Annotated in this window: 10 protein-coding genes and 1 pseudogene; 10 read left to right on the forward strand and 1 reads right to left on the reverse strand. The window is 51.3% G+C overall.

Annotated features, from left to right (window positions below):
* Positions 1–8: 8 nt before the first annotated feature.
* Positions 9–1241, forward strand: coding sequence for an MFS transporter (locus HH215_RS31525; RefSeq protein WP_254450290.1), 1233 nt, complete (start codon positions 9–11; stop codon positions 1239–1241).
* Positions 1242–1267: 26 nt separating this feature from the next.
* On the opposite strand, the gene HH215_RS31530 is transcribed toward HH215_RS31525, so the two are convergent.
* Complete coding sequence (locus HH215_RS31530; RefSeq protein WP_169283508.1) at positions 1268–2683, reverse strand: phytase; 1416 nt, start codon at positions 2681–2683, stop codon at positions 1268–1270.
* A gap of 531 nt (positions 2684–3214) precedes the next feature.
* On the opposite strand from HH215_RS31530, the gene iolG reads away from it, so the two are divergent.
* The 9 genes and pseudogenes from iolG to HH215_RS31575 all read left to right on the forward strand — a co-directional run bounded on the left by iolG (position 3215) and on the right by HH215_RS31575 (position 13276).
* The gene (iolG, locus tag HH215_RS31535) at positions 3215–4243 is read left to right on the forward strand and encodes an inositol 2-dehydrogenase (protein ID WP_169283509.1); all 1029 of its coding nucleotides are present in this window, start codon (positions 3215–3217) and stop codon (positions 4241–4243) included.
* Between the two features lie 27 nt (positions 4244–4270).
* Positions 4271–6138: pseudogene (gene iolD, locus HH215_RS31540) on the forward strand (3D-(3,5/4)-trihydroxycyclohexane-1,2-dione acylhydrolase (decyclizing)).
* Positions 6139–6158: 20 nt separating this feature from the next.
* Positions 6159–7049: a myo-inosose-2 dehydratase gene (iolE, locus tag HH215_RS31545; protein ID WP_169283510.1), complete on the forward strand. Its 891-nt coding sequence runs from the start codon at positions 6159–6161 to the stop codon at positions 7047–7049.
* A 38-nt stretch (positions 7050–7087) separates the two neighbouring features.
* On the forward strand, positions 7088–7903 hold the full coding sequence (iolB, locus tag HH215_RS31550; RefSeq protein WP_169283511.1) for a 5-deoxy-glucuronate isomerase: 816 nt from the start codon (positions 7088–7090) through the stop codon (positions 7901–7903).
* Complete coding sequence (gene iolC / locus HH215_RS31555) at positions 7900–8901, forward strand: 5-dehydro-2-deoxygluconokinase (RefSeq protein WP_169283512.1); 1002 nt, start codon at positions 7900–7902, stop codon at positions 8899–8901. The genes iolB and iolC overlap by 4 nt, the downstream gene beginning before the upstream one ends.
* A gap of 21 nt (positions 8902–8922) precedes the next feature.
* The gene (locus tag HH215_RS31560; protein WP_254450631.1) at positions 8923–9759 is read left to right on the forward strand and encodes a class II fructose-bisphosphate aldolase; all 837 of its coding nucleotides are present in this window, start codon (positions 8923–8925) and stop codon (positions 9757–9759) included.
* Positions 9759–11204, forward strand: coding sequence for a CoA-acylating methylmalonate-semialdehyde dehydrogenase (locus tag HH215_RS31565; RefSeq protein ID WP_169283514.1), 1446 nt, complete (start codon positions 9759–9761; stop codon positions 11202–11204). The genes HH215_RS31560 and HH215_RS31565 overlap by 1 nt, the downstream gene beginning before the upstream one ends.
* A 105-nt stretch (positions 11205–11309) precedes the next feature.
* Complete coding sequence (locus HH215_RS31570; RefSeq protein WP_169283515.1) at positions 11310–12314, forward strand: LacI family DNA-binding transcriptional regulator; 1005 nt, start codon at positions 11310–11312, stop codon at positions 12312–12314.
* An 89-nt stretch (positions 12315–12403) separates the two neighbouring features.
* Entirely contained in the window at positions 12404–13276 is an 873-nt protein-coding gene (locus HH215_RS31575) for a protein-tyrosine phosphatase family protein (RefSeq protein ID WP_169283516.1), read from the forward strand.
* The last annotated feature ends 5 nt before the right edge of the window (positions 13277–13281 follow it).

A 13281-nucleotide genomic window follows, 5' to 3' on the forward strand; every position in this document is an offset into this window, starting at 1 on the left:
AGATAAACGTGTCGCAACAAGAGCTGCAGCCTAGATTATGGACGAAATCTTTTCTCGCGTTAACCATAAGTTCTTTATTGTTATTTTTGAATTTGCAGATGCTGCTTTCCGCCTTCCCGGCTTTTGTGAAGGATGAATTCCACGTTGGCGACATGATGGTAAGCCTCGTCACGAGCATTTTCGCCTTAACCGCGATCGCTACCCGATTCTTAACCGCGATGTTGATGAGAAAAGTTCATCGCAATACGCTCTTATATATAGGTTTAGGTATCGCCGCGATCATTACAGGGCTATATATGCTGGCAAATTCGATGGGATCCTTGCTCCTAATGCGCGTTGGCTATGGAATCGGATTCGGGATGGCCAGTACGATCATTCCGACATTGGTATCCCAGATCATTCCGGGCAGAAGGATGGGCGAGGGCATCGGTTATTTCGGATTGTCCACTAGCCTTGCGATGTCGATCGGTCCGTTGGTCGGTCTTCAGGTAATGAAGACATCGGGATTCGACATGTTGGCTGCGACTGGAACGCTAACGCTTTTGATTGCGTTTCCGATTCTGCTCCTGTCGCGTGCGCTTCCTCCAGATCCGCGCAAGACTCGTGCTTCGAACTCTGCAGCCTCGAATTTAGGATCTCCGAACAAACCGCCTTTTAATAAAAAATTATTGTTCCCTGCGTTTCTGAATGTGTTGCTGGCGGTGACTTACGGCGGATTGCTCAGCTTTATCGTTTTGTTCGGGAAGTCCGTTCATCTTGAGCAGGTCGGTTTGTTCTTTCTCTTCAATGCGATTACGATTATTATCATTAGGCCGATATCCGGTAAAATGTTCGACAGCAGAGGGCCTGCAATCGTACTGATCCCTGCGGTATTATGCGTGATCGCGAGCTTAACCGTGCTTTCCTTCGCGACGACGATGCCCATGCTGATCGTATCCGCGTTGTTATACGGGCTTGGATTCGGCGCCATTCAACCGACGCTGCAAGCTTGGATGCTTAACTCTTCGATGCAATCTCAATACGGAATGGCGAACAGCATGTTCTATAACTCAACCGATCTGGGAGTGGCCGTGGGAGCCTTCATCCTTGGAGCGATCTCCGCCGTGTCCGATTATGCGATTATGTACCGATACGCGGCCGGTTTTATGGTATTGTTCCTTGCCGTGTTCTCGTTCGTTCAGATTCGCGCGCGTTACTTAAATAAGCTGGCTCTTAATAAGAAAGAGGCTGCCGGATTTTGAGGCAGCCTCTATAGAAATGTATTTGATTATCGTCTTAACTTAAGCTTCCTAGGATCTTGATTCTCGATCAAGAGAGGGGTCGGAGAGCCTTTCGCGATTTTATCCCAAGATACGATTTTGAAATTCTGATTGAATTTCTCTCCGTTCGTGATATTTCGGTCGTCTTGAGTCAGGAAGATTCCGTTAGGATAGTTATCTCCTAGTCCGAATGAAATCACGTCGATTCCGTCCGTTTCGGACGAGCCGTCGACGGCTCCGTCAACGACGCCGAAGGACGTAATATACTCGTTGCCTTCCTCTCGGTCATAGATGACGTAACGGTCGCTGCCTTGACTGGAGGCAAGCAAATATCCTCCTCCGTCTTTGCCGTAATATATCGTTAATCCTTCGACGTCGTTGGTTAAGCGAATGCCATCCACGGAATCTACCCTACCGATCGGCAGTAGTCCGCCGTTAGGCTCTGCATTGAATTTCCAGATAGCTACGTTTTCTTCGCCGATGTACATGTATCCGTATTCATCGTCCGCGACAACGCCTTCGGTAATGCTCCCTAATCGGAAGGAACGAACGATTTTACCGTTAATTTTTCCTTTTCCGTTATCGAAAAATTCCCATTGCTCGAATTCTCCCTCGTGCCCGACGATGATACCGTAGAATTTATCGGTTACCAAGCTATGATACATTGTAAAGCCGTATACCTCCGCCATTTTGGAGTGCATGACCGCTCCGTTTACGCCTATTAATTCTCCGCTAACGGGATCGACCACGAATACCTCAATGGTGTTGTCGGAACGGTTCGACGTGGCGACGATGTCCACCTTCTTGCCGTTTAGCGGAAAGCCGTAACGAATATCGATGTTGTTGACTTCGCCTACATCGTAAGAGTAGAGCTGCTTTCCGTTCAAGTTGTATACCAGTACCCCGCCGTCTTTGTTTGTTGCGATCAAGGTACTCATGTTCGGGTCGGTTGGGTGTACCCAGATAGCGGGATCGTCCGCGGCATCATCTCCGTCCGCTACGGCATCCGTTTCCGCATCGGCTTTAACCGTAAAGTAATTTGCCGGCGGTTGGACGGATGTCTCGAGACTGTTGCCGTTCGCCGTTTCAACCTTGACCAGTTTCTCGAAATCGTCGGCTTCGGGTATGTAAGTCACCCCGTCCTTGGATTTGACCGGAGCATCGAATTTCCCCGATACTTTTCCTACGGTCCATTTGTCGCTTCCGATCGTAACCTTACCTTCCGTACCGTTTCTTAGTTTGAACAGTATCGATTTTGTTTTTCCGTCATACACGACGGCGGCATGAAGCGGATCGAGATATACTTCCCGAAGCGGATCGTATTCGATTTCCTCTTCTTCTTCGGCGGCGCTCACGAAAGCGGAAACTTGCAGCAATAGGGTCAAAGCGAATCCGATAGTGATTACTTTTCTGAACATCTTCATCTCGAAATCCTCCTAATAATCAGTGGAATATTGTCGCGGGTTTTCTATCCCTATGAGGGACGCGCATTCAGAGGCAAACCGATTAGCTTATCACCTCCCATTTACACAGACTAAAGGTAAGCGCTTAACCAAAAGTGGTTAATATTACTCCTAAAAAGGACTAGGAGCACGTTGCTGCGGATTACCGTTTTTATTTCGAAAAGGATGAAGCGCTTTCATTAGCAAATTTAGTTTACATCACCTTGATCGGCTCTGTCAATAACTTCCATGCGACTTAATTTCGGGATTTGTCCTATGAAATAGGGGTGAAACATATGTTTTCCGAAAATACAAAGCTGCTGACGAAGGTTTTATTAGAGGTGAAAACCCTAGAATCTTAAAGGATTTTGAGCCCAATCATTAAGTGAATTAGCAAAATTTATAAAATTATGCTTTTCAAACCTAAAGTGTGTTGCTATAATCAAATTAAGTTAAGCGGTTACCCAAAAGTGAGGGTGACGGTCACTTAGGATAGGGAAGGAGTTTATGGGCTTGAAAACTTTGAACATCGGAATTATCGGCGCCGGAAGAATCGGAATGCAGCACGCCGACAACTTGCTGCGTCACAGTCAGGTGAAATTGAAAGCGGTTTCCGATATTCAACCGGAAGCGATTCGCGAATGGTCCAAAAGCGTAAACATCTCGACCATTACGACGGATAGCGGGCAATTGCTCCAAGACCCGCAGATCGATGCAATATTCATTTGTTCTTCGACGGATACGCATGTCGACTTCATTATAGAAGCGGCAAAGGCCGGAAAACACATTTTCTGCGAAAAACCGATTAGCTTCGATCTTCGAAAGACCGAGCAAGCGTTGGAGATCGTCAAGAGGAGCGGAATTAAGATGCAAGTCGGCTTTAACCGGCGCTTCGATCACAATTTCATGAAAGTCCGTCGACTTATCGAGGAAGGGGCAATCGGGAAACCGCATATCGTCAAGTTGATTTCCCGGGATCCCTCTCCGCCGTCTTACGATTACATTAAGGTGTCTGGCGGACTTTTGTTCGATATGGCGATTCACGATTTCGATATGGCCCGGTTTTTGTCGGGAAGCGAAGTGGAAGAGGTTTTCGTCAAGGGGGCCGTACTCGTAGACCCGAAGATCGGAGAATTGGGCGACATCGACACGGCGGTTACGACATTGAAGTTTAAAGACGGAACGCTCGGCATCATCGAAAACAGTCGCTTGGCCGCCTATGGATACGATCAGCGCGTCGAAGTGTTCGGATCGGCCGGAACGGCCAATACGTATAACGATACGGAGAGCACGGCGGAATGGAGCACGGCTAAGGGGGTGTTCAGAGAGAAGCCGAAGCACTTTTTCTTGGAGAGATACCAGCAATCCTACGTGCGAGAGGTAGATACGTTCATTGATTGCGTATTGAACGACAAACCGGTACCTGTAGACGGGTACGATGCTTACATGGCCGAAGTGATCGCGGCGGCGGCGAAGAAATCTTTGATCGATAATGCTCCTGTGTTGATCGAGGATATTCGTAAGCTTTTGCCGTCCGTTTGATTAAGCGCTTTCCCTAGGAGGTCTAAGATGGTTAAAACGATACGGATGACTATGGCTCAAGCCTTAATAAGGTTTTTGGATCAGCAATATGTGGAAATGGATGGAGTCGAACAAAAGTTTATTCGCGGAATCATGGGAATCTTCGGTCATGGTAACGTCACCGGTCTTGGAGAAGCCTTGGAGAGGCAACACGGCAACTTGATCTTCGTTCAAGGCAAGAACGAGCAGGGAATGGCTAATGCGGCTATCGCCTTCGCCAAACAGAAAAACCGCATGGAAATATTCGCTTGCACGTCATCCATCGGGCCGGGAGCCCTGAATATGGTTACGGCGGCGGCAACGGCAACCGTTAACCGAATTCCGCTGCTATTGCTTCCGGGAGACAACTTTGCTTGCCGTCAACCGGACCCGGTATTGCAACAGATCGAACAACCTGCCGATTACTCGGTATCCGCGACGGACGCGTTCAAGCCGGTAAGCAAGTACTGGGATCGCATTCAAAGACCGGAACAACTGATGGTCGCGGCGCTTAATGCAATGCGGATATTAACCGATCCCGAACGAACGGGGGCCGTGACGCTGGCTCTGCCGCAAGACGTCCAAAGCGAAGCTTACGAGTATCCGGCGGATTTTTTTCGAAAACGTGTGCATGCGATCGAGCGACGGACCCCGTCGCGGACTTCCATCCAAAGGGCGGCAGAGTTGATCATGCGGAAGAAGAAACCGCTCATCATTGCGGGCGGGGGCGTGCTGTACTCCTCGGCTACCCGGGAATTGGCGAAGTTCGCCGAAGCTTTCGGCATTCCGGTGTCCGAGACTCAAGCCGGTAAAAGCGCGTTGAAATGGGATCATCCGCTGAACTTGGGGGCGATCGGGGCAACCGGATCCCTTGCGGCTAACCTTCTGGCTAGAGAAGCGGATTTGATCATCTGCGCCGGTACGAGGCTATCGGATTTTACGACGGCTTCGAAGACGGCGTTCCAACATCCGAATGCGGAGTATCTAGGCATTAACGTAAGCATGGACGATGCTTCTAAGATGAATGCGCAAATATTGGTAGCGGACGTTAAGGTCGCTCTGAGCGAATTACTCGCCGAGCTTGATTCGAGGAAATACGAGTCGGCCCATTCGTTGGATGAGCTGGCTTCAAGGAAAGCGGTGTGGCAAGCAGAGGTTGATCGGCTATATGGGATCGAGTTGGACGAAGGATTGGCCCAGACGCGGGTATTAGGCGAGATCAATCAGACTATTGGCGACGAAGCCGTCATCGTGTGCGCGGCAGGAAGCTTACCTGGGGACTTGCATCGTCTATGGCGAAGCCGGCAACCGAAGACGTATCACATGGAATACGGATTCTCTTGCATGGGGTACGAAGTTGCCGGAGCATTCGGAGCCAAGCTTGCGGAACCTGCTCGCGAGGTATACGCCTTAGTAGGTGACGGCAGTTATCTGATGCTCCATTCGGAACTGCTGACCAGTCTCCAAGAAGGTTACAAAATTAATATCCTTTTATTCGATAACAATGGGTATCAGTGTATCCACAATTTGCAGAGGGAGAATGGCAGCGATGGATTCGGCAATGAATTTCGCAAGCGCTTGAAGCCTGCGGGGGGTTGAGCGGAGAATACTTGCCGATCGACTTTGCTGCTCAGGCTAGAAGCATGGGGGCGGTAACCTTCACGGTCCGCTCGTTGGAACAATTGAAAGAAGCTCTTAAACTGGCGAAACAAGAGGCCGTGTCCGTTCTGATCGATATTAAGGTGTTACCCGGGACGAATACGGGCGGGTATGAATCCTGGTGGAGGGTCGATCCGGCGAAAGTATCGGGCAACGAGAACGTTAACGAGGCAAGGGAACGGATGGAAACGAGGTTGAAATCCGCGAAAGCTTTCTGAAGGGGGAGGCAGCAACAACGATGGAATCGTCGAAGTGGAAGCTTGGCATATCTCCGATCAATTGGGTAAACGAGGACGTATTGGAGCTAGGCGATCATTATACATGCGAGCAATTGTTGCATGATTTCGAGAAACTCGGCTTCAAGGGCACCGAGAATTGCCGTAAATTTCCTAAGGATCCCCAAGTGCTTAAAGCAACGCTAGCCGCCAAAGGCATTCAGCTGACATCGGAATGGAAAGGCGTACTTTTCTCCGATCCCGATTATCGGGAGCAGGAAATGGATGCGTACCGCAGACATGCCGAATTCTTAAGCGAGATGGGCTGCAAGCATATCGTGACTTGCGAGTTGGGCGGCTCGATCATCGGAGATCCCCGAAGGGCGCAAGGCGAGACGGAGGTAATCCCGCTTACCGATCGGCAATGGGGTCACATGGTCGAAGGATTGAACCGGGCCGGAGAAATTTGCAAAGAACGTGGCATGAAGCTCGTCTATCACTATCATATCGGTACTGTAGTGGAGAAGCCTGAAGAAATCGACAGGCTGATGCGTTCGTCGGACCCGGAACTTGTTTATTTGTTATTCGATACCGGTCATGCCGTCTATGGAGGTGCCGACCCGCTCGCGCTCTTATCCGAATATGCCGGACGAATTCCTTACGTTCATTTGAAAGACGTACGCGGGAGCGTGTTGGAGAGAGTAAAGCGGTCGTACATCCCTTTCCAGCAATCCGTCATCGAGGGGGTATTCACCGTTCCGGGCGACGGAGCAATCGATTTCAAGCCGATTATTGGGAAGCTACAGGAAATCGGGTATGACGGTTGGATGATCATCGAGGCCGAGCAGGACCCATCGGTCGCCGAGCCCAATCAATATGCCGAAAAATGCCTAAGGTATTTGAGTTCGATTTGATTCCGGCTCGGACGAAGAACAAGGAGGAAATCTAAGCGATGGCTGAGTTGTTAGTCCGGAGCGGCATCCCCGATTCCGAGGGGAAAGTATTGGAAATCACCCCCCAGTCGGCTGGGTGGGAATACGTAGGGTTTGAAGTGTTCGTTCTGAGTAAAGGGGATATCCTCCGCAGATCGACCGATCATCGCGAAGCTTGCCTCGTACTTCTGACGGGAAAGGCCAACGTAAATACGGCTAACGCTTATTTCCCGGATATCGGACGGAGAATGAACGTGTTCGAGGGGATACCCCCGTATTCCGTTTACGTTCCCGCCGGGGATCGGTTCGAAGCAGAGGCTTTGACCGACATGGAACTGGTTTGCTGTTGGTCGCCGGCGGAAGGGACGCTAGAAGCCCGCTTGATCCCGCCCGAAGACGTAGCGGTTACGAAGCGAGGACACGGTACTATGGAACGCACGATTCGCAATATTTTGCCTGAGGAAGGGCTCGCCGAACGGTTGCTGGTCGTGGAAGTAGCAACTCCGGCAGGTCACTGGTCCAGCTATCCGCCCCATAAGCACGATCGATTGGATCTGCCGAACGAATCGTACCTGGAAGAAACCTACTATCATCGAATTAATCCGGGTCATGGGTTCGCCGTTCAAAGAGTGTATACCGATGATCGATCGATAGACGAGGCGTTGATCGTAAGAGACGGCGATGCCGTACTCGTGCCGAAGGGTTATCATCCGGTCTCGGCGCCTCCCGGTTACGAGGTTTATTATTTGAACGTAATGGCGGGACCGGTTCGAACTTGGAAATTCCATAACGATCCCGAGCATGAATGGTTGTTCGAGCAGGGAGGGAGAACATGAGCATGTTGCGTTTTCCAGAGGGGCGAGCCCTTGATTTCGTTGGACTTGGCAGATTGTGCATCGATCTGAACGCGAACGAAATCCATCGACCGATGGAGGAGACGTTAACGTTCACCAAATACGTTGGGGGATCGCCCGCGAATATTACGATCGCGCTGGCAAGGCTGGGGGCACGTGCGGGATTTATCGGCCGGGTGTCCAACGATCAATTCGGAAGATTTATTACCCGCTACCTGCATGAGGAGAACATCAACGTGGACAACGTGATCGTCGACGATACCGGCAGCGTAACGGGGCTCGCTTTTACCGAGATTAAATCCCCGACCGATTGCAGTATTCTCATGTATCGGGACAACGTGGCCGACCTTAAGCTCGAGCCGGCAGACGTGAGCGAGGAATACATCCGTCAAGCCCGATCTTTGCTGATCTCGGGAACGGCGCTGGCTAAGAGCCCTTCACGCGAAGCCGTTTTCGTCGCTCTGGCTTATGCCCGCAAGCATGGCGTCGTTACGATCTTCGATATTGACTACCGGCCCTATACATGGGTCAACAAGGCAGAAATCGCGGTTTATTGCACAATGGTCGCGGAAAACTGCGACGTCGTCTTGGGAGGGCGAGAGGAGTTCGATTTGCTGGAATCCTCAGAAGGTCCGCAACGACAGGATGACGATGAAACGGCTCGGAAGTGGCTCGATCATCAAGCCCGTATCGTTGTGGTAAAGCGAGGGGGCGACGGCTCTATCGTATACTCGCGCGGAGGAGAGAGGGTCGAAGGGGCGGTGTTCCCGGCGAACGTCGTGAAAACTTTCGGGGCCGGTGATTCGTTCGCGGGAGCGTTCATATACGGTTTGATGCAAGGCTGGAGCCTTGACCGTTGCCAGCAGTACGGCAGCGCGTCCGCGTCGATCGTCGTTTCAAGCCACAGCTGCTCGGATGCGATGCCGACTTTAGACCAAATCCGCGACAGAATAGATCGCTTTGTCCGTAGCGGAACTTGAAGGGGGATATTTCCATTGCTTGTGTACTTAAGGGAGTTGATTCAAGATGCGTCCGGCGGTCATTACGCCATCCCCGCGTTTAACGTTTTCGGTTACGAGGATGCGGTCGCCGTTATACGGGCGGCGGAGGAATTGGATGCTCCAGTCATCCTGGCGACAAATCCGGGGGCCGTCCAACATATGCCTTTTCCTTACATCGCTCCGATTCTGACCCGATTGGCGGAAGACGCGACGGTTCCCGTCGTCGTCCATCTCGATCATGGCAAGTCTTATGAATATGTAGCGATGGCCATGGCATACGGCTATACCTCGGTCATGTTCGACGGCTCCCAGCTCCCTTTGGAAGAAAACATTCGAGTAACAAGGGAAATCGTAAGGCTTGCGGCCATGAGAGGTATATCAACGGAAGCCGAGATCGGTTCCGTAGGTTACAGCGATCCGTCCATCCAGATGAAACACGAGTATTCCGATCCGGAGGAAGTGTTCCGGTTCGCGGAAGAAACGGGCGTCGACGCGGTCGCCGTGTCCATTGGAACCGTGCATCGAATGGAGGTCCAGGGGGCTAAGATCGATTACGATCTGCTCTCGCGCATCGAGGCAAAGGTAGCCGCTCCTCTTGTGCTGCACGGTTCGACGGGGGTGGCGGATGAAGACTTGCGCAAACTGGCAGCCACGCGAATTGCTAAAGTCAACATCGGTACCGCTCTTAGGATGGCGTTCGGCAAGAAGCTTCGGCATGAAATGGAGATTCGTCCGGATGAATACGATCGGATTCGATTGTTCAGTGAACCGATGGAAGCGGTAAAACAAGAAGCATTGCATAAATTTCGAATCCTGGGTTTAGGGAGAGACGCTTAGTGGAAAAAATATTGCAAAATTGGATCGGCGGCGCTTGGGTAGATGCGCAGACGAGCCTGGAAGAGGAAGTTCCGAATCCGGCTACCGGCCTAACGATCGCCCGCGTACCTTTGTCCACCGGAGCGGATGTCGACAAAGCGGTGCAGGCGGCCAAAGTCGCCTATAGAGAGTGGAGTAAAGTTCCAGTCCCGCGCCGCGCTCGCATTTTGTTTAAGTATCAACAACTGCTCGTTCAGCACTGGGACGAATTGGCCCGGCTCGTGACGATCGAGAACGGCAAGAGTTACGGAGAGGCTCACGGAGAAGTACTGCGCGGAATCGAATGCGTGGAATTCGCCGCTGGCGTTCCCACTCTGATGATGGGCTCGACTCTCCCCGACATCGCGACCGGTATCGAATCGTCGATGTATCGTTACCCGATCGGAGTCGTAGGGGGGATTACGCCCTTTAACTTTCCGATGATGGTTCCATGCTGGATGTTCCCGCTCGCCATCGCTTGCGGCAATACGTTCGTGCTCAAGCCTTCCGAACGCACGCCGCTCTTGGCGATTCGGTTGGCCGAATTGTTCAAGGAAGCGGGATTGCCGGACGGCGTACTCAATATCGTTCATGGTTCCCGAGACGTGGTGAACGGAATATTGGAGCATCCCGATATTGCCGCCGTCTCCTTCGTTGGCTCGCAACCGGTCGCTGAATATGTCTACAAAACGGCAGCCGCGCACGGCAAACGGGTACAGGCGCTAGGCGGAGCCAAAAACCACTCCATCGTGCTGCCGGACGCGGATCTGGCTCTAGCGGTGAAGGAGATCACGAATGCGGCTTTCGGATCGGCCGGGGAACGTTGTATGGCTTGTTCGGTAGTCGTCGCCGTTGGAGCAGTAGCCGATGAATTGGTCGAACGGTTAACGGATACGGCCAAGAAGCTTACGATCGGGAACGGATTGGAGAACAGCGTTTTTCTGGGCCCCGTCATTAGGGAATCCAATAAAGCGAGGGCCGTCCATTATATCGAGAAAGGGATCGAAGAGGGAGCCTCTCTCGTATTGGACGGCAGGGAGCACGAAGCCTTCGGGAAATCCGGTTTTTTTATCGGCCCTACGATATTCGATCATGCAAAATACGGCATGAACATATGGACCGACGAAATATTCGCTCCTATTCTGCAGGTCGTAAGAGTCGGGTCGTTGGAGGAAGCGATCGAACTTGCCAATCAATCCGAATTTGCCAATGGCGCCTGCATTTTTACCGATAGCGCAAAAGCCGTACGCGAATTTCGGGAAGCGATCGATGCGGGGATGCTTGGCATTAACGTCGGCGTGCCGGCTCCCATGGCCTTCTTCCCCTTTTCGGGTTATAAGAAATCATTCTATGGAGATCTTCACGCCAACGGAAAGGACGGAGTTGAATTTTATACGCGCAAGAAGATGGTTGTCGCCCGCTATTAGAGCTTCAGTTAAAAAAAGAACAATTTGTTAAAAGGAATTTGGCTGTCTATGATGAATATAACCAAATTCACGACACAATTTGTTTCGATAGCTGGAGGGAACCCCATGGCAACCATTTATGACATCGCCAAAGAAGCCAACGTCTCGATCGCAACGGTCTCCAAAGTCATCAATCAAAATGGCAGAATCAGCGATAAGACCAGAAAACGGGTGTCGGACATTATGAAGAGGCTGAATTATCAGCCAAGCATGGTGGCTTCCGCGCTTACCAAAAAAAGAACGTATACGATCGGTTTGCTTATTCCCGATCTGGCGAACCCGTTCTTTGCCGAAATCGCCAGAAGCGTTGAAGATCGCGCGCATGAGCTCGGGTTCAATTTAGTCATATGCAATACGGACAACGACTCGGTCAAAGAAGAAAGCTACACCGTTCTTCTTAAGCAGAAGGGCGTCGATGGCATCATCTTGGCAACAGGAGCCCACAACAACGCTATCTTAAAAAAGCTGCTTCATCAGAAGCAAGTGATCGCCGTAATCGCCCGGGATATGCCTTCTCTGGCCGTGGATACCGTACTGGTTGACGACTTTCTGGGCGGTTACCTTGCGGCCAACCATCTGATCGAGCTCGGGCATCGCAGTATCGCGGTCATTACGGAGAAGTTCGAAGTAATGAGCAGCCGGGAGCGGGTACGAGGTTACCGGCAGGCGATCGAGGAGGCCGGCCTGCTTTTCGAGGAAAAATGGGTTAGGGTCAGTTCCTTCCAGGTTCAGGACGGGAAAGCGACCGCAGGGCTTCTGCTCGACGAAGACAATCCGCCGACGGCGATATTCGCTTGCAATGATCTGCTGGCGATCGGCGCTATCCAAGCTGCCCGGGAACGGGGATTATCGGTACCTAGAGACTTGTCGGTCGTGGGGTTCGATAACACGATATTGGCGACGATCATCGACCCGCCGTTAACAACGATTGCTCAACCGATTCAAGAACTCGGAAAACAAATCGTCGATCTCATCTCCCAAGAGATCAACGAGAAAAAAACTTCGAAGCAACGTCTTGTCTTATTGCCGGAGCTCGTAGTCCGGGGTTCGACTGGAAAGTTGATTCCATAGGTAAGGAAGCGGCTCGGAAAAAGAACCGCCTCGCGTTTTGGGTAAGCGCTTACTTTAAGATATTGAGAAGAAAGGTGTTGCTTGTTCATATGAACGAACCGCTCTTAATCATTGAAGCAGCCAATACGGATGATCTTCCGTTGAGGTTCCGATCGACTTCTTCTCCGCTCGCAAACGATTCCGGGAAAACTCCCGAGATGCATGGCTTTTCGGAATTGAGAATGTCCGGCAGCGGCCAATTCTCCCAACGCGGACTCCGCAGGATCAGGCGAGAGATCGGGGATACTCGCGCAATCGTGGTGGACTTAAGGCAAGAGAGTCATGGCTTCGTGAACGGAATCGCGGTTTGTTGGTTTGGAAAGCACAACAACGCCAACAAGGGATTAACTAGCGAGGAAGTACTGTTGGAGGAAGACCGCAGATTCGGGTTCCTCAAGGATGCGGCCGCTTTTAACTTCGACTATTTGGAAGGGAAATCGGCGCTCCGCATCGACGAACCCGTCGTTCATCCCAAAGCCATTTATTCGGAACAAGAAATGGTTTTGCAGGAAGGCTTCGACTATATCCGCTTCTTCGTTACCGACCATCATCGGCCATCCGATGAAGAAGTAGACCGTTTTATCGCTTTTTCGACTTCGCTTCCGGTATCGAACTGGCTTCATTTTCACTGTCGTGGCGGAGTCGGACGCACTTCCTCCTTTATGCTAATGCACGATATGTTACGCAATGCGAAATTCGTGAATTTCGAAGAACTGCTTAGACGTCACGTCCTGAACGGGGGACGCGATATGTACCGGCTCCACCCGGATCGCGGGAATTACAAGAACGCACCTGCCCTAGAGAGAATTGCTTTCATCGAAACCTTCTACCGCTATTGCGTCGATAACCAAGACGAATTCGTTACGACTTGGTCGCAATGGCTGAATACCCGACAATCCGACATCAATGTTAAACAATCATAGATCAT

This window comes from Cohnella herbarum (assembly GCF_012849095.1).
Taxonomy (GTDB): domain Bacteria; phylum Bacillota; class Bacilli; order Paenibacillales; family Paenibacillaceae; genus Cohnella; species Cohnella herbarum.